The organism is Pseudomonas bubulae (assembly GCF_900618535.1).
GTDB classification, from domain to species: Bacteria; Pseudomonadota; Gammaproteobacteria; order Pseudomonadales; family Pseudomonadaceae; genus Aquipseudomonas; species Aquipseudomonas bubulae.
In genome coordinates, this window is the sequence record NZ_UYJA01000003.1 from 669,164 (window position 1) to 692,818 (window position 23,655).

Below are 23,655 nucleotides of genomic sequence, written 5' to 3' on the forward strand. Positions count from 1 at the left end.
CTCAATGCTCCCTGCTTTCAAAGTCGATACGCGGATCGACCAGGGTGTATGAGAGGTCACCGATCAGCTTCACCACCAGCCCGACCAGCGTAAAGATAAACAGGGTGCCGAATACAACCGGGTAGTCGCGATTGATCGCGGCCTCGAAACTCATCAGGCCCAGGCCATCGAGGGAGAAAATCACTTCGACCAGCAGTGAGCCGGTAAAGAAAATTCCGATAAAGGCCGACGGGAAACCGGCAATAACCAGCAGCATGGCATTGCGGAACACATGGCCATAGAGCACCCGGTGGTTGGTCAGGCCCTTGGCTTTGGCAGTGACGACATACTGTTTGTTGATCTCGTCGAGAAAGCTGTTTTTGGTCAGCAGGGTCATGGTGGCGAAGTTGCCGATAACCAGTGCCGTAACGGGCAATGCCAGATGCCAGAAGTAATCGAGAATCTTGCCGCCCAGGCTCAGTTCGTCAAAGTTGTTGGACGTCAGGCCGCGCAGGGGGAACCAGTCCAGGTAACTGCCCCCGGCAAACAGTACGATCAGCAGGATGGCAAACAGAAAGGCCGGGATGGCGTAGCCGATGATGATCAGTGAACTGGTCCAGACATCAAAGTGGCTGCCGTGGCGCGTGGCCTTGGCGATCCCCAGGGGGATCGACACCAGGTACATGATCAGGGTGCTCCACAACCCCAGCGAGATGGAGACCGGCATTTTCTCCTTGATCAGGTCGATGACCTTGGCGTCGCGGAAGAAGCTTTCGCCGAAGTCCAGTCGGGCGTAGTTTTTAATCATGATCCACAGGCGTTCCGGCGCCGACTTGTCGAAACCGTACATCTTTTCGATTTCCTTGATCAGTTCCGGATCCAGCCCTTGGGCGCCACGGTAGTTGGAGCCCGCCACCGACACTTCCGAACCACCACCGGCGATGCGGCTGGTGGCGCCGTCAAAGCCTTCGAGCTTGGCGATCATCTGTTCAACCGGGCCGCCGGGGGCCGCCTGGATAATGATGAAGTTAATCAACAGAATCCCGAACAGTGTCGGAATGATCAGCAGCAGTCGCCTGAAAATATAAGCCAGCATTTAAGGCTCCTGGCTCGCGCTTGAAGGTTTGGTAGAGGGTGCAGGTTTTGCGTCAGGTTTGGCCCACCAGGTGTTGGTGCCGATATCGTATTTGGGCGTAACTTCGGGATGGCCGATATGGTTCGAGTAGGCCACGCGCCAGGTTTTGATATGCCAGTTGGGGATCACGTAGAAGCCCCACTGCAACACACGGTCCAGCGCCCTGGCATGGTTGATCAGGCTTTGCCGTGACTCGGCGTTGATCAGGCCCTCGGTCAACTGGTCGATGGCCGGGTCCTTGAGGCCGATAAAGTTTCGGCTGCCGGGTTTGTCGATACTTTGTGATTCCCAGTACTCGCGCTGCTCGCTGCCGGGTGAGCTGGACTGCGGGAAGCTGCCGACAATCATGTCGTAATCCCTTGAGCGCAGGCGGTTGAGGTATTGGGAGGTGTCGACCCGGCGAATCTGCAAATCGATGCCCAGGTCGCTGAGGTTGCGCTTGAACGGCAGAAGGATGCGCTCGAATTCGGTTTGTGCCAGCAGGAATTCGATCTTCACCGGCTTGCCCTGGGCGTCGACCATCTTGTCATCGACGATGCGCCAGCCGGCGTCTTGCAGCAGTTGGTAGGCGCGGCGCTGTTGCTCGCGAATCATACCGCTGGCGTCGGTGACGCTGGGTTTGAACACCTGGCTGAACGCCTGCTCGGGAATCTGGCCGCGCAAGGGCTCCAGAATGGCCAGTTCAGCTTCGGTCGGCGGCGCCTTGGCGGCCATTTCCGAGTTTTCGAAGTAGCTGCCAGTGCGCGCATAGGCACCGTTGAACAGTTGCTTGTTGGCCCATTCAAAGTCGAACAGCAGGCTTAGCGCCTCGCGTACACGCACATCCTGGAACATTGGCCTGCGCAGGTTGAAGACAAATCCCTGCATGCCTGTTGGATTGTGGTTGCGGATTTCTTCTTTTTTCAGGCGGCCCTGAGTAAATGCCGGAGAGTTGTAGGCTCCGGCCCAGTTTTTGGCGCTGATCTCCAGCCAGTAATCAAACTGACCGGCCTTGAGGGCTTCGAAGGCAACGCTGTTGTCGCGAAAGTAATCGACCGTGATGGCATCAAAATTGTACAGGCCCTTGTTGATGGGCAGGTCCTTGCCCCAATAGTCCTTGTTGCGCTCGTAGCGGATCGAGCGCCCGGGCTTGATCTCGGCGATGGTGTAGGGGCCGCTGCCGGGCGGGATTTCCAGGTTGCCCTTGTTGAAGTCGCGGGTTTCCCACCAGTGCTTGGGCAGAACCGGAAGCTGGCCAAGAATCAGCGGCAGTTCACGGTTTTTGTTGTGCTTGAAGGTGAATTTCACTTGCAGCGGGTTTTCCGCGATGGCCTGGTCGACATCGCTGTAATAACCCTTGTACAGCGGCGAGCCACTTTTCATCAGGGTATCGAAGCTGAACACGACATCTTCGGCGCGAATCGGATGGCCATCGCTGAACTTCGCTTCCGGGCGCAGGTAAAACCGCACCCAGCTGTTATCCGGGGCTTTCTCGATTTTCCCGGCAATCAGGCCGTAGGACGTAAAAGGCTCGTCGAGGGTTTGCCGGGCCAGGGTATCGAAGGTCAGATCAATGTCGTCGGCTGGCACGCCTTTATTGATAAACGGGTTGAGGCTGTCAAAGCTGCCCAGCGCAGACTTGCGAAAGGTACCGCCCTTGGGGGCTTGCGGGTTGACGTAGTCGACATGCTTGAAGTCGGCAGGATATTTCGGCGGCTCGTCATAGAGGGTCAAGGCATGCTGGGGAGCGGCCATGGCCGTGCAGGCAAAACCGGCAAACAACAAGCTGGCAAGGGGCTTTAGCCATGTACGCAAAGGCATCATTGTTTTTTCTCCGTAGGCTTAAGCCACCACGCGCTGAGGCCCAGGGTGTAGGGCGGCGTAGTCACAAAGGCGAACCGGTTGCGGTACGCCAGGCGGTGATAGTTCAGATACCAGTTGGGAATGATGTAGTGCTGCCAAAGCAACACGCGGTCCAGGGCCTGGCCGGCAGACAATTGCTCGTCGCGGGTCCGTGCGGCCAGCAGGCGCTCGAGCAGTTGGTCCACCACCGGGCTGGCTACCCCTGCATAATTTTTGCTGCCCTTGACGTTGGCCTGGCTGGAGTGGAAGTACTGCCACTGTTCAAGGCCGGGGCTCAGGGTCTGGTCAAGGGTCATCAGGATCATGTCAAAGTCGAACTGGTCCAGGCGCTGCTTGTATTGCGCGCGATCCACGGTGCGCAGCCGGGCATCGACGCCAATGCTGGCCAGGTTCTCCACATAGGGTTGCAGGATGCGCTCAAGGTTCGGGTTTACCAGTAATATTTCGAAACGCAGGGGTTTGCCTTCACTATTGACCAGGCGCTGGCCCGACAGTTTCCAGCCGCTTTCATCCAGCAGTGCCAGTGCCTGGCGCAGAGTTGCGCGGGGGATGCCGCGGCCGTCGGTTTGCGGCAAGGTAAAGGCCTGGTTGAACAGTTCGGGCGGTAGTTGGCTGCGCCAGGGTGACAGCATCAGCCACTCATGCCCCTGGGGAATGCCGCTGGCCGAGAATTCGCTGTTGGGGTAATGGCTCACGGCGCGCTGGTAGGCGCCGTTGAACAGGGTGCGGTTGGTCCATTCAAAATCAAACATAAGGCCCAGGGCCTCACGGGTTTTGTTTTGCGCAAAGGTGGCGCGGCGACTGTTCATAAACAGCCCCTGGGTTTGTGTCGGGATCTGGTGGGTAATTTCGGCCTTGATCACATCGCCGCGGCGTACCGCCGGGAAGTTATAGCCATTGGCCCAGTTCTTGGCCTGGTGCTCGATGTAAATGTCGAACTCGCGGGCCTTGAACGCCTCGAAGGCGACATCGCTGTCGCGGTAGAACTCCACTTCAACCCGGTCGAAGTTGTATTTGCCGCGGTTGACCGGCAGGTTGGCGCCCCACCAGTTCTTGACGCGCTCAAAGACCAGTTGGCGCCCGGGGGTAACCCGGGTAATGCGATAGGGGCCGCTACCCAGCGGTGGCTCGAAGGTGGTGGCTTTGAAGTCGCGCTTTACCCAGTATTGCTGGGGCAACACGGGCAGTTCGCCCAGGCGCAAAATCAGCAACGGGTTGCCTGAGCGCTTGAAGACAAAACGAATTCGTTTGGGGCCCAGGATATCGACCCGCTGGACTTCCTGAAGATTGGTGCGGTACTGCGGATGACCTTCTTTTAGTAACAGGTCGTAGGAGAAGGCAACATCGTAGGCAGTGATCGGCGTCCCATCATGAAAGCGGGCTTCGGGTCGCAGGTTAAAGACGACCCAGCTGCGGTCCTCGTTGTACTCCACTGATTGAGCGATCAAACCATAGCTGGATGTTGGCTCATCGCCGGAGGGGGCATATTGGCCCGTACCGGCCATCAGGGTTTCATTGAGTTCATTGACCCCGTACTGCAGGAAGTTGGGAGTCGAAACCGGGCTGGTGCCTTTGAAGGTGTAGGGGTTGAGCGTGTCGAACGTGCCGAACGCCATGACCTTCAAGGTGCCGCCCTTGGGGGCGTCAGGGTTTACCCAGTCGAAATGGGTAAAGGTGGCGGGGTACTTGAGTGTGCCGAACTGCGCATAACCGTGGCTTTCGCTCAGGTTTGCGCTGGCGGTGAAGCTCAAGGCCAGGCAGATAAATAGCGTAAGGAGGGGACGCGTCAAGTCAGAGATCCGATCCAGGCATTGGGCTTAAGGTTTCCGTACAGTAACAGCTTGTATCTGTAGGAAAAAGGCCACGCTGGTAAGCACGACGGGCAAGCTGCGGCCTACTTTTGTGTAGGAATCAGCTTGCCCGCGGGGGATGTCAGCGCTGTGCTTATCGGGGTTTGGAAACGGTCAGCATTTGCCCCGGCTTGAGGGCTTTTGCGCTGTTTGGATTCCAGCGCTTGAGATGCTGCATTTCAACGTTGAAACGCTTGGCCACCATATACAGCGAGTCGCCTTTCTGGACCTTGTATTGGGTCGGCTTTTTGCCCGAGGGCTTGCGTGTGTCCTGCATCACCAGGACCTGGCCGGCCTTGAGGTTGTTGCCGCTGAGTTTGTTCCAGTGTTGCAAGTCTTTGACATTGACCTTGTTGGCCTTGGCAATCAGGGTCAGGTTGTCGCCGCTCTTGACCCGGTACTTGCGGTTCAGGCGAGCTGGGGATGTGCTTGCAACCTTGTCAAATACCGGCTTGTTGGGGCGCAGACTGACCAGTTGGTCGGAGCTGAGATTGGACAGGCTGGCAGTCAACAGCTGGGCTTTGGCCGTAGGTACCAGCAGATGCTGGGGGCCATCGGTGGTGGCGCGCTGTTTGTAGGCCGGATTGAGCTGGAACATTTCGTCTTCGTCGATTTCGGCCAGGGCTGCCACGCGGGACAGGTCCATGGACTGTTTGATCTCGACCATTTCGAAGTAGGGTTCGTTGGCGATCGGGTTCAGGTTGATGCCGTAGGCTTCAGGGGCCAGAACCACTTGTGACAGGGCCAGCAGTTTTGGCACGTAGTCTTTGGTTTCCTGCGGCAGTGGCAGGTTCCAGTAGTCGGTCGGCAGGCCGAGCTTTTCGTTGCGCTCGATGGCCCGGCTGACGGTACCTTCGCCAGCGTTGTAGGCCGCCAGGGCCAGCAGCCAGTCGCCGTTGAACATGTCATGCAGACGGTTCAGGTAGTTCAGGGCTGCCAGCGTCGAGGCGGTAATGTCACGGCGACCATCGTAGGCACGGGTTTGACGCAGGTTGAAGTAGCGGCCTGTCGACGGAATGAACTGCCAGAGCCCGACCGCATTTGCATGTGAATACGCCATTGGGTTGTAGGCGCTTTCAATGGCTGGCAGCAGGGCCAGTTCCAGCGGCATATTGCGTTCTTCGAGGCGCTCTACAATGTAGTGGATATAAAGGCTGCCGCGCTCGCCCGCATTCTCGAGAAACGACGGGTTGCTCGCAAACCACAGGCGCTGTTGTTCAATTCGGGGGTTGACGTTCTGGCCGTCCTGCAACTTGAAACCCTGGCGCATGCGCTCCCACACATCTTGAGGGGGGAGGGGGCTGGGCTTCTGGCTGAGCCAGAGTGGATCCTGGGGAATGCGTTTGGCGATTTTAAGGCTGGCCCGCTCCGTGGTCTGCGCCGAATGATCCATGGACTGGCAGCCCGCGAGCGTGGCGCAGACAGCCACCGCAATGGCTTTGACCATGCGCGTCAATGCGTCTGAATTGATGGAGTTACCTTTAAATGACGACATTGTTTTGAAAAAAGTCAGGAAAAAATGTCGGGGGATTCTAGAAAGCAGGGGGGGCGCGGTCAACTGTTGAGAATTTTTGTTCTGACCGCGGCCGGTTTTAGAACCTGTCTTTCCAGCTGCGCAGGCTGGCAAAGACCGCACTGGGCGAGTCGTTGTCGCGGGAGTTCCACTCGTCAGCTTTTTCTTTAACAGATGTTTCGTGGACTCGCAGAAAGGGATTTGTGCGTAGTTCCAGTGCCATAGATGATGGCAAGCTGATACGACCTTCAGCCCGCCACTGCGTGACTTGCGCTACACGCGCGGCAATATCCGGGTTGTTCGGTTCCACGGCCTGGGCGAAGCGCAGGTTGCTCAAGGTGTATTCGTGGGTGCAGTACACGCCGGTGTGGGCGGGCAGCGCGGCCAGGCGAGTCAGGGAGTGATGCATCTGTTCCGGGGTGCCCTCGAACAGTCGGCCGCAACCCGCGGCGAACAGGGTGTCGCCACAGAACAGCAGGGGCGCTGTCGGGTCTTGGTGATAGTAGGCGATATGCCCAAGCGTATGGCCGGGTACCAGCAGGATCTGGAACTCCAGGCCCAGTACCTCGATGCGGTCGCCGTCGTTGAGTGCCACTTGTCGGGCCGGTATGGTCTCAAGCGCCGGCCCCCAGACCTTCGCGTTAGTGTGTGCGTGAAGTTGCGCGACACCGCCCACATGATCGAAATGGTGATGGGTGATCAGAATGTCGCTGAGGACCCAGTCCGGGCGCCTGGCCAGCCACTCCAGAACAGGCGCGGCATCACCCGGGTCGACCACGGCGCAGCGCTTTTGGGTAGTGTCCTGTAACAACCAGATGTAGTTGTCGTTGAAGGCGGGCAGGGCGTCGATCTGTAACATGGTGCAATTCCCAAGTGTGAAACAATGGCGCATCTTAGGGGCTGTTGACGTTTTATTGCGAGTCGCGTCGTCAGGGCTTGCGACAGATAAAGGGCGAGTTGGAGGAGCAATGACCGATAAAGCATTGGCTCAGGCTGATCCTGAGTGGCTGGCACTGATCAGTTCGGCGCGTGAGTGGCTGTCTGGCCCCCATGGGCAGTTGTTGCTCGAAGATGAGCAACGCGTGCTTGAGGTCGAGCTGGGGCGCTTTTTCGGCGGCTATCTGGTGCATTACGGCCCTGCTGCCGACACCCCGCCCAAGGCCCCGCAGGTTCAGCGCAACGTACGCCTGGGCGCGCCATTACCGGGTGTTGAAATCATCTGCGAAGAACAGGCCTGGCCATTGTGCGAGCACGCTGCCGACGTGGTGGTGCTGCAGCACGGGCTGGATTTCTGTCTGTCGCCCCACGGTCTGTTGCGCGAAGCGGCCAGCAGCGTACGCCCTGGCGGGCACCTGCTGATTGTCGGGATCAACCCCTGGAGCAGTTGGGGCTTGCGCCATGTCTTCGCCAAGGATGCCCTGCGCAAGGCACGCTGTATCTCACCTTCACGGGTCGCCGACTGGCTGAACCTGCTGGGCTTTGCGCTGGAGAAACGCCGCTTCGGGTGCTATCGTCCGCCGCTCGCTTCCAAAGTGTGGCAAAGCCGCTTGTCCGGCTGGGAACGCAAGGCCGGTAGCTGGCAATTGGCAGGTGGCGGCTTCTATGTATTGGTTGCTCGCAAAATGGTGGTGGGCTTGCGCCCTGTCAACCCGATGCGCCGGGAACCGATGGGCAAGCTGATTCCCTTGCAGATGGCCAAGGTCAATCGGCGCCACACAGACTCCTAAATTTATGTTGGGCCGGGTTTGCCCGGCTCAGGTGCTGGCCATTGCTGATGGTCAGGCCATAAGCAGCCTTACCTGGATAGTTTGCAATGATTGATAGCGTTGAAATGTTCACCGATGGTGCCTGCAAGGGCAATCCTGGCCCGGGTGGCTGGGGTGCCTTGCTGATCTGCCAGGGTGTCGAGAAAGAGCTCTGGGGTGGCGAGGCCAATACCACCAACAACCGCATGGAACTGATGGCCGCCATTCGCGGGCTTGAAGAGCTCAAGCGTCCGTGTGAGGTGCTGCTGGTGACTGACTCGCAGTATGTGATGAAAGGCATCACCGATTGGATGGTCAACTGGAAAAAACGCGGCTGGAAAACCGCCTCCAAGGAGCCGGTAAAAAATGCCGACCTGTGGAAGCTGCTCGATGAGCAGGTCAGTCGTCACACCGTGAAATGGCAGTGGGTACGCGGTCACATCGGCCATCCCGGCAACGAGCGCGCCGACCAGTTGGCCAATCGTGGGGTCGATCAGGTACGGGGAATCAAGCATGCGTAGTGTTGTACTCGATACCGAAACCACCGGTATGCCGGTCACCGACGGCCACCGGGTGATCGAGATCGGTTGCGTCGAGTTGATGGGGCGCCGTTTGACCGGTCGCCATTTTCACGTGTATCTGCAACCCGACCGTGAAAGTGACGAAGGCGCCATTGGCGTCCACGGCATTACCAATGAATTCCTGGTGGGCAAGCCGCGTTTTGCTGAAGTCGCCGATGAGTTTTTCGAATTCATCAAGGGCGCACAGCTGATTATTCATAACGCTGCGTTTGACGTGGGCTTCCTCAACAACGAGTTTGCCCTGATCGGCCAGACCGATCGCGCCGACCTGACTCAGCACTGCACCATCCTCGATACCCTGGCCATGGCACGGGCCCGTCACCCGGGCCAGCGCAACAGCCTCGATGCGCTGTGCAAACGCTATGGTGTCGACAACTCGGGCCGTGAGCTGCACGGCGCCTTGCTCGACTCCGAGATCCTGGCCGACGTTTACCTGACCATGACCGGTGGCCAGACCAGCCTGTCGTTGGCCGGGAATGCTTCTGACGGTAATGGCTCGGGTGAGGGGTCGGGCAATCAGGCCAGCGAAATTCGCCGCCTGTCGGCGGACCGTCAACCGGGCCGGATTATTCGTGCAAGTGAAAGCGACTTGACCGAGCATGCGGCTCGACTTGAAGCCATTGCCAAATCGGCTGGCGGCCCGTCGTTGTGGGCGCAACTCCTCGACGCGAAAGGGCAGACGCTGCAGTAACCTGGCGCCTACCTGACTGCCGCTGCCGCTTATTGTCAGCGTCGACGACAGGAAAGAAGGATTTTTCATGCATCTGGTTATCAACCCCCAAGACCCTCAAGTCTCGGTACGCCTGGCCGACGAGGGTTTTGCGCCCTATGTCTGGTGCAACGATTTCAGCTTTGAAGTTCGTGCCTATGCCCGTGCCGACCGGCATAAAAAGGTCGAGCACTGGCCGCTGGAGCTGATTACGCCCTATCGCAAGTGCTACGGCATCGACCCGGATGAGTTCGCCAGCTACCGCGGTGGCAAGGGCAGCGACATCTTTATGGCGTACCTGGACAACCAGCCCGTGGGGCATGTGGTTGTAAGCACCCACTGGAACGGCTTTGCCCATGTCGATGAACTGGCCGTTATCGCGGGCGCCCGTCGCCACGGTGTGGCCAGGTCATTGCTGGAAGTGGTGAGGTTCTGGAGCCATAAAAAAAACCTGCCGGGGATCATGCTCGAGACCCAGAACAACAACCTGGGCGCCTGCCGGTTGTATGAGCGTTGCGGGTATCAGGTAGGGGGCATCGATGATTTGCGCTATCGCGGTATTGACCCACAGACCCGTGAAGTGGCTATTTTCTGGTATTTGATATTTGAGCGCAGGGATCTGTAGCAGTTGTCGAGCTCTGCGAGGCTGCGTTCGGCGGCTGCTACAGGGCTCGTGTTTTAAAGCACCACCAAGCCCTGATCCGCCAGCAATGCCTCGGCCTTTTGCCGCACGATCTCCAGCAAGGCATCCAGTGCCAGCCCGTGCCGGGTGCCTTTGCGTGTAAGCGCATAGAGCGTCACCGGGATCGCCGGTGAGATCGGGCACACATCCAGCCCGCTTGCCCTGGCACCCACTGCCGTGAACGGGTCGACCAGCGCCAGTCCTTCTCCCGCTTCGACCATGCTGCGCATCATCTGGTAACTCTGCACCTGAATCTGCACCACCGGTGCCGGACGCAAGGCTTGCAGCTTGCTGTCGAGCAGGCGGCTCAACGGGTCGTGCTGATGCAGGCCGATCATTGCCTGTCCCGCCAGCTCTTGCAGTGCGATGTATTTGTGCTTGGGTGACAACCAGCCATGAGGCGCCAGAAACTGCACCTTGCCTTGAACCAGTGGCTGAGATTCGATCCCGGATTGCTCCGATTGCTGCAGACTCAAGCCCAGATCGCATTCGTCCATTAACAGACGGCGCACAATTTCGGCGCAAGGCTGGCTGCTCAAGGTTGTCGGGGTATCGGGAAAGCGCCGTCTGAGAGCGCCTATGCAATGAGGCAGCAGCGGTTGGGCCAGGGTTTCGCTGCAGGCTATGCGCAAGGCCGGTTCCTGATGCTGGCGCAGCTCGTTGCCCAGCTGGCGCAGAGGCTCAAGTGCCTGGTACAGCTGATTGATAAGGGGTTGCAGCACAAGGGTGTCGCGGGTGGCTTGCAGCCTCCCGCGAATACTGGCAAACAGCATAAAGCCCAATTGCTGTTCGGCTTCCTGCAGCGTTGCGTTGAGGGTGGCCGTGGGCAATTGCAGCAATTCGGCAGCATGGCCGAGGTTGCCGGTTTGCAAGATTGCTTGAATCACTTCGATGTGGCGTAGACGCATACTGGTGTCCTGTCTCGCAAATACTGATCCTTTTTGACGGCGTCTGTTGTCGTCAAAAAGGATCGTAATCATGAGGCCGGACACCAGTGCCCGGCAGATGAGGTTTCAGCGTTGCGAAGCCTGATCCGTCTCTCATCCTTTGACTTCAACCTGTACGCCCTGAGTGGCAGGTCAGGCTGCGACGACGGGCGACGGGTCGCGAACCAGGATGACACCCGACTGCACCAGCTCGAAGTTGTTGTCATCGTTCTTTTTGACACGATCGCCAATGGCCAGTTTGTAGGTCATTACGGGTTGATCGCCGGTTGCTTGTGAATCTTCAAACTCATGCACGGAATAGACGCGACCTTCCGCATCTCTTGCATGAAATTGTCCAACGAGAACTGCCGCCATTTGTAGAGAACCTCTGGAGATAAACACCCAATTTGCGGTTCTGTAGACCGTTGTTCAGCAGGGGAAGTTTAACCATGTGAAAAAAATAGTCCCCCTACTTTACAGGCTTGCAGGCCGATAGGGTGAACTGGGGTGCAAGAAAGCCGTCCGATCATCTATAACTACTCTTCCTACAGCTACTGACTCGGGGTTTTCCATGAGCAAGGTCTACAGCGTTGCAGTGTTGGTTGGCAGTTTGAGGAAGGATTCCCTCAATCGAAAAGTGGCTCAGGCTCTGGCAGAGCTGGCTCCGCCAAGCCTGAAACTGTTTATTGTCGAAATCGGTGAGCTGGCGCTTTACAACGAAGACATTGATGGTGCGTCGCCACCTGCGCCATACACGGTTTTTCGCGATCAGATCCGCCCGGCCGATGCCATCCTGTTTGTGACCCCCGAGTACAATCGCTCGGTGCCAGGGGTGTTGAAAAACGCCATTGATGTCGGTTCGCGGCCCTATGGGCAGAGTGTGTTCAGTGGCAAGCCGGGCGCGGTGATCAGCGTTTCGCCTGGGGCCATTGGTGGCTTTGGGGCTAACCATCACTTGCGCCAGTCGCTGGTGTTTCTCGATGTGCCGTGCATGCAGCAGCCTGAGGCTTATCTGGGAGGAGCCGGTGATGCGTTTGATGCATCCGGTAAACTGTCGGATAAAACCCGACCGTTTTTGCAGAAATTTATCGATCAGTTTGCCGGGTGGGTAGAGCGCTAGGACTACAGCAGTCGCAAGCCGCAAGTCAGAAACTTGCAGCTTGCAGCTTGCAGCTTGCAGCTATCAACCTGCAGCTATCAGCTGCTCTGTGGCATCTCGCCCTTGGCCAGGCGCTGGTTGATATCGCTAATCACTGCGGGCAGGTCGCTGATGGTGTCGATCAGATAGTGGGGGCGAGAGCCGGCGAACAGGGCGTGAATGCGGTTGCGTTCGCTGTCCAGGGTTGCCGGGGCCAGTGCCTTGTATTGTTCCCAGGTCAGGCCCAGGGCGTTGCCCGAGCACACCAGCGCCACGGTCCACATGCCGGCGCGGCGACCTTCAAGAATGCCCGGTACGGTGTCGTCGATCTTGACGCAGGCACCCACATCATCAATACCCAGCGCGATCACGTTGGCCAGTGCCTGGGCCGGCCAGGGGCGACCGTTAGGGACTTCATCGGTGGCCACGACGTGGTCGGCCACATAGCCATTGGTGGCGGCCAGTTCAACCACTTTGGCCATGACCTGCGCGGGGTAGCCCGAGCAGGAACCGATCTTGATACCTTGCTCACGCAGTTGGGCAATGGTGTCCAGTGCGCCGGGAATCAGGGCCGAATGCTCGGCGATCTTTTCGATCTGCAGCGGCATAAAGCGCTCATAAATCGCGGTGACGTCATCGTCGGTCGGTGCACGGCCAAACACTTTTTTATAGCGCTCGGTTATCTGCGGCTGATCACACAGGGTACGAATGTGGTCCCACTTGCCCATGCCCATCGGCCCGCGAGCTTCTTCGATGGACACCTGCACGTCAAACTCGGCAAAGGCTTCGACAAAAATCTGGGTTGGGGCGAACGAGCCGAAATCGACCACGGTGCCGGCCCAGTCGAGGATGGCGGCTTGCAGCTTGCTCGGGTTGGTGTAGTTCATGTCTGTTAATCCTGTAAGAGCGGGCTGTGCCGCACGAAGTAAATAGGGTTGTTCTAGCCTGTTCCTGCACCATCAAATATCGAAGACTTCCATTTCCTGCAGCACCTGGCCTATGGCGTCTACGGCTGCCTGCATCTCGGCCTGATTGACGTGGCCGATGCAGCCCACACGAAAAGTCTCAACCTGGGTCAATTTGCCCGGATACAGGATGAAACCCTTGGCCTTGACCCGCTCGTAGAACTCCTTGAACTGATAGCGGGGGTCTTTTGGCGCATGGAAGGTGACGATAATCGGCGCCTGGATAGCCTCGGGCAGAAAACTGCTAATGCCCAGTTTGGCCATGCCGTCGAGCAGGGCCTGGCAGTTGTTGGCGTAACGCTGATGGCGGGCAGGCAAGCCGCCTTCTTCGTTGTATTGCAGCAGTGCCTCGTGCAGGGCGGCTACCACATGGGTCGGCGGGGTAAAGCGCCATTGTCCGGTTTTGCTCATGTAAACGTGCTGATCGTGCAGGTCCATTGCCAGTGAATGGCTGTTACCGGCGGCATTGCCCAGGGCTTCTTTGCGGGCGAATACAAAGCCCATGCCGGGCACACCTTCGAGGCATTTGCCGGAGGCAGCGATCAATGCATCAAAAGGGACTTGCCGGGCATCGATCGGCAGGGCACCGAAGGAACTCATGGCATCGATGATCAGGCGTTTGCCGTGCTGAGCGATCACTGCGGCAATGTCGGGCAGCGGGTTAAGGATGCCGGTGCTGGTTTCGCAGTGGATCAACGCCACGTGGGTGATGCTCGGGTCTGCATGCAGCAGGCGGTCGACGTCTGCCGCCGTGGTGGGCTCGTCTTCAGCGGTTTCAAAGGTGCTGTAGCGACGGTCCAGCACTTCGCAGATTTTCGCCAGGCGTTTGCCGTACGCACCGTTGATCAGCACCAGTACATTGCCATCCCGTGGTACCAGGGTGCCGATGGCGGCTTCGACGGCAAAGGTGCCGCTGCCTTGCAGGGGCACGCAGTGATGGCTGTCGGCGCCGTTGATAATGGCCAGCAGTTGCTGGCACAGGCTGGCAGTCAGCTGGTTGAAGCTGTCATCCCATGAGCCCCAGTCAACCATCATCGCCTGGCGGGTACGCGCCGAGGTGGTCAGTGGGCCAGGGGTCAGCAGGATCGGCGCGGCAGTACTCATTCTGAATTCCTCACAAGCATGGGATGGCTACTTGGTACAGGACATAAATTGCAGTTTGTGTTGATATCAATCAAATTGTTTGTTGTTATGCCTGCCATCAGTGAGGCTTATAAATGAATTTATTCCAGCTCCGTGCGTTTGATGCCGTGGCCCGCGAGGGCAGTTTTACCCGGGCTGCGGCCCGGCTGTTTATCAGCCAGCCGGCGGTGACCGGGCATATCAAGGCGCTTGAGGAGCACTACCAGATCACCTTGCTGCGGCGTACGGCGCGGCGGGTGGAGTTGACTGAAGAAGGCACCAAGCTGGCGGCCATCACCCGGGCCATGTTCGGTTTGGTGGATGAAGCGCAGGTCATGCTGGAGGCCAACCGCCAGTTGCTCACCGGGCGACTTGAGGTGGCGGCCGATGGTCCGCATCTGGTGATGCCGATGCTGGCAAGCCTGCGCGCACGTTATCCGGGGGTTACCGTGAATTTGCGCCTGGGCAACGCTCAGGAAACCCTGGCGGCGTTGCTGTCGGAGCATGCCGATGTGGCGGTGCTGACCGAAGTGGAGCCGCGCAAGGGCCTGACCTTGCGTGCGCTTAACGAGTCACGGATTTGTGCGCTGGTTCCCGCCAACCACCCGTGGCTGGCCTTGCCTGATGGCATCGCGATCGGGCAACTGGATCAGGTGATCATGGTGCTGCGTGAACCAACCTCGATTACCCGTCGCACTTTCGACAATGCCTGTGAGCAGGCTGGAGTCAATCCACGGGTATTACTGGAACTGGACAGCCGGGAGGCGGTGACCGAAGCCGTCGCTGCGCAGTTGGGTGTGGGCATTGTGTCGTCGGTGGAAGTCAGTCATGACCCCCGCGTGCGTGCGGTACCGATCAACGGCGCGGGGCTGGTCAATCTGCATATGCTCGGCTGCATGGAACGGCGGGCCGAGTTGCGGTTGATCAAGGCGTTTATGGAGCTGGCGGTGTGATTTGTGCGGGAATAACACGCGTAGCAGCTGCTACGAATGGTGTGTTACAGGTCTGCCCGCACAATCTCCAGAAACGTTGCCACTACCCGCCGTGAGCTCTGCTCCTGCAGGCACACCAGGGTTTCGGTCAGGCGCCTTTTGCAGTCGATGATGGGCAGGGCGCACACCCGGGAGTCCGAGCCAAACTCCGCCGCCGACACCACCCCCACGCCAATCCCGACCACCACTGCTTCACGCGCCGCTTCACGACCCTCTACCTGGATCGCGGCGCGGATACGCAGGCCGGCCTGGCTCATTTCTTCTTCCAGGGTTTGCCGGGTTACCGAACCGACTTCGCGCAATACCAGCGGTGTGTCATCCAGGTCGGCCAGGCAGATCGAACGGCGGCTTGCCCAAGGGTGCGTGCGTGCTACAAACGCCACCATCGGGTCGCTGCGCAAGGGCACGCTCAGCAGCCGGTCATCATTCACATCGCGCCCCAGCAGGGCCAGGTCTGCCTGGTAGTTGAACAGCCGCGCCAGACATTCGTCGGTGTTGCCTGTTTCGATTTTTACCGTGATCCCGGGGTAGCGCTGGCAAAAGCGGGCGATTTGCGGCAACACATGAACAGGGGCGTCCACCGCCAGGATCAGGCTGCCGGTTTGCAGGGCCTGGGAGTCCTGCAGTAACTCCTGGGCCTCGGCCTGTACCCCGAACAGGCGTTGGGTGATGCTCAGCAACCGCTCACCCAGGTCGGTAAGGCGCACCGAGCGCTTGTTGCGGTGGAACAGCAACACCCCGAAGCGTTCTTCAAGTTTTCTGACCTGATCGGAGATGGCCGGCTGGCTTAAAAACAGACGTTCGGCAGCCCGCGTGAAACTGCCGTGAACGGCGACGGCATGAAAGGCCTTCAACTGCGCATGGGAAACTGACATTGAAAAACCTCTTACAAGCTGAGCTTATGAGTGAAATACGATAAATCGATTTTACCTATTAGTCAGTAATTGCTTTGATCGACCTCAGCCCGGCGTTATGTCCTCGATAACGGTGGGTCGCGACACACTGATGTGCAGCCCCTAACTCCAACAAAAAACGGGCCGTTCAGGGTGTGTCTGTCAAATACGGCTCTTGTCTGAAGGGCGGTATTGAAGTGCTCAACACAATAAAAAAACAGGCGTTCTCTTCTGATTCTGCCGGCACATTCCACCTCTGAGGTCAGACCCGACATGAACAACTCCTTTGCCACCATCAAGCGCTGGCGCGTGCAGATTTTTGCCATCACCTGGCTGGCCTACGCGGCCTTTTACTTCACTCGCAAAGCCTTTTCCGTGGCCAAACTGGGGATTGCTGATGACCCCAGCTTTCTTCTGGACAAGATGGCAATGGCCAACCTCGATGCCATCTATCTGGCAGCCTACGCCGTAGGGCAATTTACCTGGGGCATCCTCGCCGATCGCTTCGGCCCACGGGTTGTGGTGCTGGGCGGCTTGATCATCTCTGCACTGGCGGCGTTGGTGATGGGCACTTACGCCACCTTGCCGATCTTTGCCACCTGCATGCTGGTTCAGGGCCTGGCGCAATCCACCGGCTGGTCGGGGCTGTGCAAAAACATCGGCAGCTTTTTCCCCGCCCAGCAACGTGGGCGGGTGCTGGGGCTGTGGAGTTCGTGTTATGCCTTTGGCGGGTTGGTAGCTTCACCCTTTGCCGGGTGGTGGGCCTATACGCTGATCGGCAGTTGGCACGCGGCATTTATTTCCAGCGCGGCGGTGGTGGCGCTGGTGGCGGTACTGTTCTTTTTCTTCCAGCGCAATACGCCGCAAGATGTCGGCCTGCCGGCGGTTGAGCCCGAGCCGCCAATGAGCGCCGATGAAATCGCTGCCGAAAAGCGCATCAGCGTTTGGGCACCCTTGCGCGAGATCATGCGCAATCGCACGGTGCTGACCCTGGGGCTGGCGTACTTCATGCTCAAGCCGGCACGCTACGCGATTCTGCTGTGGGGGCCGGTGATTGTGTTCGAGCAAATGCCGCAAGTGGGCAAGGTCGGCGCCGCGATTATTCCTACGGCCTTTGAGTTGGCGGGTTTGCTGGGGCCGATCATGATCGGCCTGGCCTCCGACAAGCTGTTCGGTGCCCGGCGCATGCCCGCCTGCATTTTGAGCCTGTTGGCGCTGACCGTTTCCCTGGCGTTTTTCATGGGTGCACTGCATTCCGGCAGTGTGGTGCTGGTGGTGGCCTTGCTGTTTGTCATGGGCCTGACTCTGTATGGGCCTGACTCCATGATCAGCGGCGCTGCAGCCATTGATTTCGGCACCGCCAAGGCCGGAGCCACGGCGGCGGGGTTCGTCAATGGCTGCGGCTCGGTCGGGGCGATTCTGGGCGGCCTGCTGCCCGGTTATTTCGACACGGTCACGGTGTTTATCGTATTTGCCTGCTGCGCGCTGTTTTCCTCGCTGGTGCTGATTCCGCACTGGAACAGCCGACCTGCGGGGCTCAAAGCCGCGTGCCCGTTTGTGCCCAATCATCCATTGCTGATCAAGCCTTTACGCACCTGAGCAGGAGAATGACCCATGCGACCTTTTTGGCTGGAACAGGCACTGGCCCTGGAAAATGAAGCACCCTGCGAGGCGCTGGCGGGTGAAACCCGTGCCCAGGTGTGCATTGTGGGGGGCGGTTATACCGGGTTATGGACGGCGATCATGCTCAAGGAGCAAAGCCCTGAACTGGATGTGGTGCTGATTGAAGCCGATATATGCGGCGCAGGTGCCAGCGGGCGCAACGGTGGCTGTGCGCTGTCATGGTCGGCCAAGTATTTCACCCTTGAGCGGTTGTTCGGGGTGGCGGAGGCCGTGCGGCTGGTCAAAGCCTCGGAGCAGAGCATTTACGCAATCGGTGCATTTTGTGAGCGCTATGGTGTGGAGGCTGATTACCGCCTCGATGGCACGTTATACACCGCGACCAATCAGGCCCAGATCGGATCGACGGATGGCGTGATTGCTGCGCTGGAGCGCCAGGCCATCAACTCGTTCAGCAAGCTGGCGGTTGATGAAGTGCAGCGCCGGGCCGGTTCTGCCCAGCATCTGGAGGGCTGGTTTTCTCCCGCTGCTGCCAGCGTACAGCCTGGCAAACTGGTGCGTGGTTTGCGTCGGGTGGCCTTGCAGCTGGGGGTTAAAATCCACGAAAACACGCCAATGACCGGGCTGGAAGAGGGCGCGCCGGCGCTTATCCGCACGCCTGGCGGAAGCATTCGTGCTGACCGCGTGGTGCTCGCGATGAATGCCTGGATGGCCCGGGCATTCCCGCAGTTCGAGCGCAGTGTGGCGATTGTCTCCAGCGATATGCTGATCACGGAACCGCGCCCGGACCTGCTGCAGGACATCGGCCTGACCAGTGGTGTCACCGTGCTCGATTCGAGAATATTCGTGCACTACTACCACAACACCCCGGACGGACGAATCATGTTGGGCAAGGGTGGCAATACCTTTGCCTACGGTGGGCGCATGCTGCCTGTGTTCGATCAGCCGTCGCCCTACGCCGGGCTGCTGGGCAAAAGCCTGGAGCAGTTCTTTCCGGCGTTTGCCGGGGTTGGGATCGAGGCGACATGGAATGGTCCTTCAGACCGCTCTGTCACCGGTTTGCCGTTTTTTGGTCAGATGAGCAGCCACGGCAATGTGTTTTATGGCTTTGGTTATTCGGGCAGCGGCGTGGGGCCTTGCCATATGGGCGGGCAGATTCTCGCCTCGCTGGTGTTGGGGCTGGCCAATGACTGGACCCGCTCGCCGCTGGTCAACGGACCGTTGGGGTATTTCCCGCCCGAACCCATTCGTTACCTGGGGTCGCTGATGGTGCGCAACGCCATTCGGCGCAAGGAACGGGCCGAAGATCATGGTCGCCGGCCTCGGCATCTGGATGTGCGCCTGGCCAGATTTGCCGCGGCGGCGGGCAAGGCTGACAAGGGTTAAGCAGGTATCAATTGGATTTTTTGGTCGATTGCCGACTTCTTGCCGTATAAACTTGCGCCCATTCGACGGCCGACAGGCTGCGACACACCAGATTGAGAGAGTGAGTAATGGGCGCACAGTGGAAGGTTAAACATAAAGCGGACGCCGCCAACAGCCGCGGCAAGATTTTTGGCAAGCTGGCCAAGGAATTGACGGTTGCTGCGCGCAACGGCGCCGACCCGGACATGAACTCGCACTTGCGTCTGGTCTATGAGCAGGCCAAAAAAGCCTCGATGCCGGCTGACACCATCAAGCGCGCGATCAACAAGGGCGCCGGTATCGGCACCGAGGCCGTGCAATACCACCGCGTTACCTACGAGGGTTTCGCTCCCCACCAGGTGCCGCTGATCATTGAGTGCCTGACGGACAACATCAACCGTACCGTCGCTGAAATCCGCGTGGCCTTCCGCAAGGGCCAACTGGGCGCTTCGGGTTCGGTGGCGTGGGACTTCAATCATGTCGGCATGATCGAGGCCAAGCCTGATACCCCGGACGCAGACCCTGAAATGGCCGCGATTGAAGCCGGTGCCCAGGATTTCGAAGAAGGCGAAGAAGAAGGCACGACCTTGTTCATCACCGAGCCGACTGACCTCGACGCTGTACAGAAAGCATTGCCCGAGCAAGGTTTTACCGTGGTTTCAGCCAAGCTGGGCTACCAGCCGAAGAACCCGGTAAGCGGTTTGACGGATGAGCAAATGGCCGAAGTACAAGAGTTTCTGGCCAAGCTGGATGAGCAGGACGACGTGCAGGACATGTTTGTAGCGTTGGCGTAAGCCATCGAGCCTATCCCGTAGCAGCTGCCGAGGAACGAAGGCAGCTGCTACAGGACTTACTGTAATGCCCGTATAACCTCGGCAAATCCCGGCCGTGCCAGTACCTCTGGCTGAATACAGCGCTGTTGCAACCCTTGCAGCTCAATGCGCTGTTGATCGCTCAAGCCCGAGTCGATCCGCTCCAGCAACTCGCCCAGTAAAATCCCGAACGCTCGCACTTCGATGCGTTGCAGCGCCCGGCTTTGCGGGCTGTCGTCCAGGGCATGGAAGCACGCTGCACCGAAATCGCCCAGCAGGCAGTCACCCCGGGCATTGAATAAAATATTGTGTGCGTACAAGTCGCCATGGCAGATGCCCTGCGCGTGCAGGTGGCCGGCCGCCGAGGCAATACCGCGGGCAATGCGCAAGGCGCTGTCGCGGGTGAAACGGGTGCTGTCGGCATACAGGTCGCGGCTACAGGTGTCGAAGCTGGGCAGGGCCGCGAGATTGATAAAGGACGGGTCGATCAGTTCCATCACCAATGCGGCCTGATCGTCGGGATGACCCATGACGCGGCCCAGTACCTTGATCAGGTTTGGATGCTGGCCTGCCGCGATGCAGGCATTCATTTCATTGAGCGGCGAGCCATCACTGGTGATGCTGCCCTTGTACAGTTTGACCGCCACCGGTTGCAGGGATTGCTCCGGTGCGCGCCACTGCGCCTGATAAATGATCCCGGAGGCGCCTTCGCCCAGCTTTTGCTCAAGCTCGAGCTGCGACCAGTCAATATTTGGCGTGGTGTCGGGCTGGTGCCGGGTGCTGGCATCTTCAAGCAGCGGGTTGCCGGCATACGCCAGCCAGCTCAGTCCCGGCAAGGCCAGCAGGGTGTCGGGCAGTTCGCTGAACTGGTTGGCAGCCAGGCGGATCAGCTCCAGACGCTCGCACTTGGCCAGACTGGCGGGCAGTTGCTGCAAGCGGTTACCTGCCAGCATCAGCTTTTGCAGCAGTGGCCGCTGGCCCAGCTCTTCGGGCAGTTGCTCGATGCAATTGTCGGTCAGGATCAGCCAGCGCAGTAAAGGAGGCAGTGCCGCACCGGGTACGTTGGCGATCCGGTTGGCCTTGAAACCAATCATGCTCAATTGCGCACACTGCCCAAGACAAACCGGCAGCTCGGTGAATTGATTGTCCGAGCAAAACAGGATGCGTAACCGGGTCAGGCGATGCAGGTCAGCGGGCAGGCTGCTCAGGGCGTTGCCGCTGAGGTTGAGGATTTCCAGGGTGTCGGCCAACTGGAATATCTCGGCCGGAAACTCGGTCAGCCCGCACGACAGATCAAGACGTTTGAGGCCCGCCAGTTGGCCAGCGCGCAGTTTAGCGAGGGTATCCATATGCAGGGTCGGGACTCGTAAGCAGGACAAAAAGTGTCGCGCATGATAGCGATTTATCGGCTTGGGGCCGAGGATTTGTCGGCGGGTTATGAGCGCAAAACGTGATGCACCTGGGCTCTGGCCAGTCAGCGGTAAAGGGCCCTTGGTCGGGCCCGGTACTGCTTATGCAGCTTTTAACGCAGCTCTCTGACCATCGTCGAAAGGGTGGTCAGCACGTCCTTGGCCAATTGCTTAGAACGCTTGCCATCCCAGCCGGTCTGCGGGTCCGGCGCATCGTTGTTGTCCTTGAACGGCATCTCCAGGGTCAGCGACAGGCAGTCGAAGCGTTGGCCAACGCTGTTGCAGGCCAGGGTCATATTGGCTTGCCCGGGTTCGTCGCGGGTGTAGCCGTGGGTGGTCTGGAAATCTTTGGTCAGGGCGCTGAGGTGCGTGCGAAAGCGTTCTTCCAGAGTTGCCAGGCGCTGGGTGTAGCCCGGGTTACCTTCGCAGCCTGCGGTAAACACGTAGGGGATTTCTTCGTCGCCGTGGATATCCAGGAAGAGATCGACGCCGTACTGGCTCATCTGCTCCAGGGCAAAAAACACTTCGGGGCTGACCTGCGGGCTGGTGTTTTGCCAGGCGCGGTTCAGGTCCTGACCGTTGGCATTGGTCCGCAGGTGCCCGTGGAAGGCGCCATCAGGGTTCATGTTGGGAATCAGGTAAAGATCGGCGTAGTCCAGCAGCTTGCGCATTTGCGGGTCGCTGCCTTGCTCCAGACGCTCCAACAGGCCTTCCATAAACCATTCGGCCATATGTTCGCCGGGATGTTGCTGGGCGATGATCCAGATCTTGCGCTTGTGGCTGGCGCCGCTACCTTTGCGCAACAACTGGATGTCGCGACCTTCAACGCTCTTGCCGGTGGCCAGCAGCTCGCAACCTGACCACTGCAGGGCATTTTTGATCAACTGATCATGACGTGCGCGGCTGTAGGGTTCGAAGTAGGCAAACCAGGCCTGAGGTTGCTCGGCTGCAAAATGAATATTCAGGGATGTGCCGTCGAAATCGCTCGGTACCCTGAACCAGTTTTCTTGATCGTAAGACGCCACTGCCTGGTAGCCATCCCACGCTTTATTGTAGGAAGACTGGCTGGCGTTGCTCAATTGGAAATGGTGGGTGTGACCGGGTGTCAGGCCATCGACCTTGAAATGGAACCACTGAAAATGCGGGCTCTTGGTGTCCGGCTTGATGGCAAGTTTTACCTGCAACGGGTTGCTGGTATCCAGCACCTGGATATTGCCGCTGTCGAAGTCGCTGCTGATATGAAGTGAAGAGGGCGCCACGGTCATCGTCCAAATCCCGAAATCTGATAATTGTGGACGTTACTGTACCGTGCTATGGCGATAGGCCAATACAGAATTTTAGGCGGGAGGAAGAAGGAAATAGCGAAGGGGGGCGTCATCCTTGACGCATCGCAATTGTAGGGTTTTTGCGATTGATTCTCAAGTGCTAGATTGCCATTACGGCTATAGTCCTAGACTTCAGGCTTCCGTTTCTCGATGTTCTTTTGCTATCATCACCCTATCGTGACGGCCACCCAAGAAAATGGCTGCACACCAGACTTCATTAGCCTGAAGCACGCAGAGCCAGATAACTGGCCGCAAAAAAAAGACCCGGCCAGAAGCCGGGTCAAATAACCGTGATTAGCCTGATGAGGAGGTAATTCAAAAGACCGACCTAAGGTCCCTTGAATTATCGACTGATCTCGCGACCAGCTGCATGCAATAATAATCATTATCATTTGCAAATCAAGCTATTTCCCGCGCTTTTCCGAAATTAATTTTTCGCTCCCCGGCCCAATGCTCTATCCAGCGGCCTGCAGACCTAATCGAGTAACAGTTCCGTGGTGCGTTTGACCTCACTCATGGCGATATTGGAGTGGGCTTCCTGTACGTGTGGTTTCTGCAGCAAGTGATCGCGCAAAAAACGTTCGTAGCTGTCGATATCGTGGGTGACCACCTTGAGCAGGTAGTCCATGTCCCCGGCCATGGTGTAGCACTCGATCACTTCGGGGTAATCGGTAATCGCCTCTTCAAACTCGGTCAGATGGCGACGGCCGTGGCCCGACAGCCGCACATTGACGAACACCACTACATTGAGGCCGAGTTTTTTCGGGTTGAGCAGGGCGACCTTGCGCTCGATCAGCCCTTCCTCTTGCAGACGGTGGATACGCCGCCAGCAGGGTGACTGTGACAATTCCACGCGTTCCGCCACCTCGGCGGCAGACAGGTCGGCATTGTGCTGAAGCAGGCGAAGGATCTTGCGGTCGATGGCGCTTAACTTTATCTGCATGAATTGATCTGTTTTCTTATTGTTTTTGAATGATACATGCAGATTAGCAGAACAATTCCTGCAATTTAGA

General features: G+C 58.5%; 22 protein-coding genes. 9 read left to right on the forward strand and 13 right to left on the reverse strand.

The features are described 5' to 3' along the window. Nucleotide 1 precedes the first annotated feature (1 nt). The 5 genes from PPTH39_RS14115 to gloB all read right to left on the reverse strand — a co-directional run bounded on the left by PPTH39_RS14115 (nucleotide 2) and on the right by gloB (nucleotide 7,178). A complete protein-coding gene (locus PPTH39_RS14115) occupies nucleotides 2-1,075 on the reverse strand; it encodes a microcin C ABC transporter permease YejB (RefSeq protein WP_095019319.1) in 1,074 nt (357 codons plus the stop codon). Then, nucleotides 1,076-2,917 (reverse strand): extracellular solute-binding protein, encoded by a 1,842-nt coding sequence (locus PPTH39_RS14120; protein WP_095001703.1) that lies wholly within the window; start codon nucleotides 2,915-2,917, stop codon nucleotides 1,076-1,078. Beyond that, the gene (locus tag PPTH39_RS14125; RefSeq protein ID WP_416068816.1) at nucleotides 2,914-4,719 is read right to left on the reverse strand and encodes an extracellular solute-binding protein; all 1,806 of its coding nucleotides are present in this window, start codon (nucleotides 4,717-4,719) and stop codon (nucleotides 2,914-2,916) included. The genes PPTH39_RS14120 and PPTH39_RS14125 overlap by 4 nt, the downstream gene beginning before the upstream one ends. 181 nt (nucleotides 4,720-4,900) lie before the next feature. Next, nucleotides 4,901-6,301: a lytic transglycosylase domain-containing protein gene (locus PPTH39_RS14130; protein ID WP_095001701.1), complete on the reverse strand. Its 1,401-nt coding sequence runs from the start codon at nucleotides 6,299-6,301 to the stop codon at nucleotides 4,901-4,903. Between the two features lie 97 nt (nucleotides 6,302-6,398). Beyond that, nucleotides 6,399-7,178: a hydroxyacylglutathione hydrolase gene (gene gloB, locus PPTH39_RS14135; RefSeq protein ID WP_095025492.1), complete on the reverse strand. Its 780-nt coding sequence runs from the start codon at nucleotides 7,176-7,178 to the stop codon at nucleotides 6,399-6,401. A gap of 109 nt (nucleotides 7,179-7,287) precedes the next feature. Here gloB and PPTH39_RS14140 point away from each other — a divergent pair, with 109 nt between their 5' ends. The 4 genes from PPTH39_RS14140 (at nucleotide 7,288) to PPTH39_RS14155 (ending at nucleotide 9,979) form a co-directional block, all read left to right on the forward strand. Further along, nucleotides 7,288-8,046 (forward strand): methyltransferase domain-containing protein, encoded by a 759-nt coding sequence (locus PPTH39_RS14140; RefSeq protein ID WP_130872107.1) that lies wholly within the window; start codon nucleotides 7,288-7,290, stop codon nucleotides 8,044-8,046. A gap of 86 nt (nucleotides 8,047-8,132) precedes the next feature. Beyond that, nucleotides 8,133-8,585 (forward strand): ribonuclease HI, encoded by a 453-nt coding sequence (gene rnhA, locus PPTH39_RS14145; protein WP_130872108.1) that lies wholly within the window; start codon nucleotides 8,133-8,135, stop codon nucleotides 8,583-8,585. Further along, on the forward strand, nucleotides 8,578-9,336 hold the full coding sequence (gene dnaQ, locus PPTH39_RS14150; protein ID WP_095001697.1) for a DNA polymerase III subunit epsilon: 759 nt from the start codon (nucleotides 8,578-8,580) through the stop codon (nucleotides 9,334-9,336). Before rnhA ends, dnaQ begins: the two co-directional genes overlap by 8 nt. A 67-nt stretch (nucleotides 9,337-9,403) precedes the next feature. Next, nucleotides 9,404-9,979, forward strand: a complete 576-nt coding sequence (locus tag PPTH39_RS14155; RefSeq protein WP_095001696.1) for a GNAT family N-acetyltransferase — start codon at nucleotides 9,404-9,406, stop codon at nucleotides 9,977-9,979. A 53-nt stretch (nucleotides 9,980-10,032) separates the two neighbouring features. On the opposite strand, the gene PPTH39_RS14160 is transcribed toward PPTH39_RS14155, so the two are convergent. Together PPTH39_RS14160 and PPTH39_RS14165 are read right to left on the reverse strand one after the other, a co-directional pair. Then, nucleotides 10,033-10,944: a LysR substrate-binding domain-containing protein gene (locus tag PPTH39_RS14160; RefSeq protein ID WP_095001695.1), complete on the reverse strand. Its 912-nt coding sequence runs from the start codon at nucleotides 10,942-10,944 to the stop codon at nucleotides 10,033-10,035. 171 nt (nucleotides 10,945-11,115) lie between these two features. Then, nucleotides 11,116-11,337, reverse strand: a complete 222-nt coding sequence (locus PPTH39_RS14165) for a hypothetical protein (RefSeq protein WP_095001694.1) — start codon at nucleotides 11,335-11,337, stop codon at nucleotides 11,116-11,118. A 196-nt stretch (nucleotides 11,338-11,533) separates the two neighbouring features. Between PPTH39_RS14165 and PPTH39_RS14170 the strand changes: the two genes are divergently transcribed. Beyond that, complete coding sequence (locus PPTH39_RS14170) at nucleotides 11,534-12,082, forward strand: NADPH-dependent FMN reductase (RefSeq protein WP_095001693.1); 549 nt, start codon at nucleotides 11,534-11,536, stop codon at nucleotides 12,080-12,082. A gap of 77 nt (nucleotides 12,083-12,159) precedes the next feature. On the opposite strand, the gene phnX is transcribed toward PPTH39_RS14170, so the two are convergent. Then, entirely contained in the window at nucleotides 12,160-12,987 is an 828-nt protein-coding gene (phnX, locus tag PPTH39_RS14175) for a phosphonoacetaldehyde hydrolase (RefSeq protein ID WP_095001692.1), read from the reverse strand. Nucleotides 12,988-13,059: 72 nt separating this feature from the next. Continuing rightward, entirely contained in the window at nucleotides 13,060-14,169 is a 1,110-nt protein-coding gene (locus PPTH39_RS14180; protein ID WP_095001691.1) for a 2-aminoethylphosphonate--pyruvate transaminase, read from the reverse strand. Between the two features lie 113 nt (nucleotides 14,170-14,282). On the opposite strand from PPTH39_RS14180, the gene PPTH39_RS14185 reads away from it, so the two are divergent. Next, the gene (locus PPTH39_RS14185) at nucleotides 14,283-15,140 is read left to right on the forward strand and encodes a LysR substrate-binding domain-containing protein (RefSeq protein WP_130872109.1); all 858 of its coding nucleotides are present in this window, start codon (nucleotides 14,283-14,285) and stop codon (nucleotides 15,138-15,140) included. A gap of 44 nt (nucleotides 15,141-15,184) precedes the next feature. On the opposite strand, the gene PPTH39_RS14190 is transcribed toward PPTH39_RS14185, so the two are convergent. Further along, complete coding sequence (locus tag PPTH39_RS14190) at nucleotides 15,185-16,054, reverse strand: LysR substrate-binding domain-containing protein (RefSeq protein ID WP_095001689.1); 870 nt, start codon at nucleotides 16,052-16,054, stop codon at nucleotides 15,185-15,187. 291 nt (nucleotides 16,055-16,345) lie between these two features. Between PPTH39_RS14190 and PPTH39_RS14195 the strand changes: the two genes are divergently transcribed. The 3 genes from PPTH39_RS14195 to PPTH39_RS14205 all read left to right on the forward strand — a co-directional run bounded on the left by PPTH39_RS14195 (nucleotide 16,346) and on the right by PPTH39_RS14205 (nucleotide 19,890). After that, nucleotides 16,346-17,671 carry an MFS transporter gene (locus PPTH39_RS14195; RefSeq protein ID WP_130872110.1) on the forward strand — a complete coding sequence of 442 codons (1,326 nt, stop codon included), beginning with the start codon at nucleotides 16,346-16,348 and terminating at the stop codon, nucleotides 17,669-17,671. A 15-nt stretch (nucleotides 17,672-17,686) separates the two neighbouring features. Continuing rightward, nucleotides 17,687-19,078 carry an FAD-dependent oxidoreductase gene (locus PPTH39_RS14200; protein WP_130872111.1) on the forward strand — a complete coding sequence of 464 codons (1,392 nt, stop codon included), beginning with the start codon at nucleotides 17,687-17,689 and terminating at the stop codon, nucleotides 19,076-19,078. A 107-nt stretch (nucleotides 19,079-19,185) separates the two neighbouring features. After that, nucleotides 19,186-19,890 carry a YebC/PmpR family DNA-binding transcriptional regulator gene (locus PPTH39_RS14205; protein ID WP_130872112.1) on the forward strand — a complete coding sequence of 235 codons (705 nt, stop codon included), beginning with the start codon at nucleotides 19,186-19,188 and terminating at the stop codon, nucleotides 19,888-19,890. A 56-nt stretch (nucleotides 19,891-19,946) separates the two neighbouring features. Here the strand turns inward: PPTH39_RS14205 and PPTH39_RS14210 are convergent, their stop codons facing one another. The 3 genes from PPTH39_RS14210 to PPTH39_RS14220 all read right to left on the reverse strand — a co-directional run bounded on the left by PPTH39_RS14210 (nucleotide 19,947) and on the right by PPTH39_RS14220 (nucleotide 23,585). Beyond that, nucleotides 19,947-21,257: a protein kinase gene (locus PPTH39_RS14210; protein ID WP_130872113.1), complete on the reverse strand. Its 1,311-nt coding sequence runs from the start codon at nucleotides 21,255-21,257 to the stop codon at nucleotides 19,947-19,949. Nucleotides 21,258-21,430: 173 nt separating this feature from the next. Beyond that, complete coding sequence (locus PPTH39_RS14215; RefSeq protein WP_095001685.1) at nucleotides 21,431-22,582, reverse strand: M14 family metallopeptidase; 1,152 nt, start codon at nucleotides 22,580-22,582, stop codon at nucleotides 21,431-21,433. A 535-nt stretch (nucleotides 22,583-23,117) separates the two neighbouring features. After that, nucleotides 23,118-23,585 (reverse strand): Lrp/AsnC family transcriptional regulator, encoded by a 468-nt coding sequence (locus tag PPTH39_RS14220; protein ID WP_095001684.1) that lies wholly within the window; start codon nucleotides 23,583-23,585, stop codon nucleotides 23,118-23,120. Between the last annotated feature and the right edge of the window lie 70 nt (nucleotides 23,586-23,655).

Coding starts and splice junctions, on each gene's coding strand:
- PPTH39_RS14115 (WP_095019319.1), bottom strand. CDS start 1,075: ATGCTGGCTTATATTTTCAGGCGACTGCTGCTGATCATTCCGACACTG.
- PPTH39_RS14120 (WP_095001703.1), bottom strand. CDS start 2,917: ATGATGCCTTTGCGTACATGGCTAAAGCCCCTTGCCAGCTTGTTGTTT.
- PPTH39_RS14130 (WP_095001701.1), bottom strand. CDS start 6,301: ATGTCGTCATTTAAAGGTAACTCCATCAATTCAGACGCATTGACGCGC.
- gloB (WP_095025492.1), bottom strand. CDS start 7,178: ATGTTACAGATCGACGCCCTGCCCGCCTTCAACGACAACTACATCTGG.
- PPTH39_RS14140 (WP_130872107.1), top strand. CDS start 7,288: ATGACCGATAAAGCATTGGCTCAGGCTGATCCTGAGTGGCTGGCACTG.
- rnhA (WP_130872108.1), top strand. CDS start 8,133: ATGATTGATAGCGTTGAAATGTTCACCGATGGTGCCTGCAAGGGCAAT.
- dnaQ (WP_095001697.1), top strand. CDS start 8,578: ATGCGTAGTGTTGTACTCGATACCGAAACCACCGGTATGCCGGTCACC.
- PPTH39_RS14155 (WP_095001696.1), top strand. CDS start 9,404: ATGCATCTGGTTATCAACCCCCAAGACCCTCAAGTCTCGGTACGCCTG.
- PPTH39_RS14160 (WP_095001695.1), bottom strand. CDS start 10,944: ATGCGTCTACGCCACATCGAAGTGATTCAAGCAATCTTGCAAACCGGC.
- PPTH39_RS14165 (WP_095001694.1), bottom strand. CDS start 11,337: ATGGCGGCAGTTCTCGTTGGACAATTTCATGCAAGAGATGCGGAAGGT.
- PPTH39_RS14170 (WP_095001693.1), top strand. CDS start 11,534: ATGAGCAAGGTCTACAGCGTTGCAGTGTTGGTTGGCAGTTTGAGGAAG.
- phnX (WP_095001692.1), bottom strand. CDS start 12,987: ATGAACTACACCAACCCGAGCAAGCTGCAAGCCGCCATCCTCGACTGG.
- PPTH39_RS14180 (WP_095001691.1), bottom strand. CDS start 14,169: ATGAGTACTGCCGCGCCGATCCTGCTGACCCCTGGCCCACTGACCACC.
- PPTH39_RS14185 (WP_130872109.1), top strand. CDS start 14,283: ATGAATTTATTCCAGCTCCGTGCGTTTGATGCCGTGGCCCGCGAGGGC.
- PPTH39_RS14190 (WP_095001689.1), bottom strand. CDS start 16,054: ATGTCAGTTTCCCATGCGCAGTTGAAGGCCTTTCATGCCGTCGCCGTT.
- PPTH39_RS14195 (WP_130872110.1), top strand. CDS start 16,346: ATGAACAACTCCTTTGCCACCATCAAGCGCTGGCGCGTGCAGATTTTT.
- PPTH39_RS14200 (WP_130872111.1), top strand. CDS start 17,687: ATGCGACCTTTTTGGCTGGAACAGGCACTGGCCCTGGAAAATGAAGCA.
- PPTH39_RS14205 (WP_130872112.1), top strand. CDS start 19,186: ATGGGCGCACAGTGGAAGGTTAAACATAAAGCGGACGCCGCCAACAGC.
- PPTH39_RS14210 (WP_130872113.1), bottom strand. CDS start 21,257: ATGGATACCCTCGCTAAACTGCGCGCTGGCCAACTGGCGGGCCTCAAA.
- PPTH39_RS14215 (WP_095001685.1), bottom strand. CDS start 22,582: ATGACCGTGGCGCCCTCTTCACTTCATATCAGCAGCGACTTCGACAGC.
- PPTH39_RS14220 (WP_095001684.1), bottom strand. CDS start 23,585: ATGCAGATAAAGTTAAGCGCCATCGACCGCAAGATCCTTCGCCTGCTT.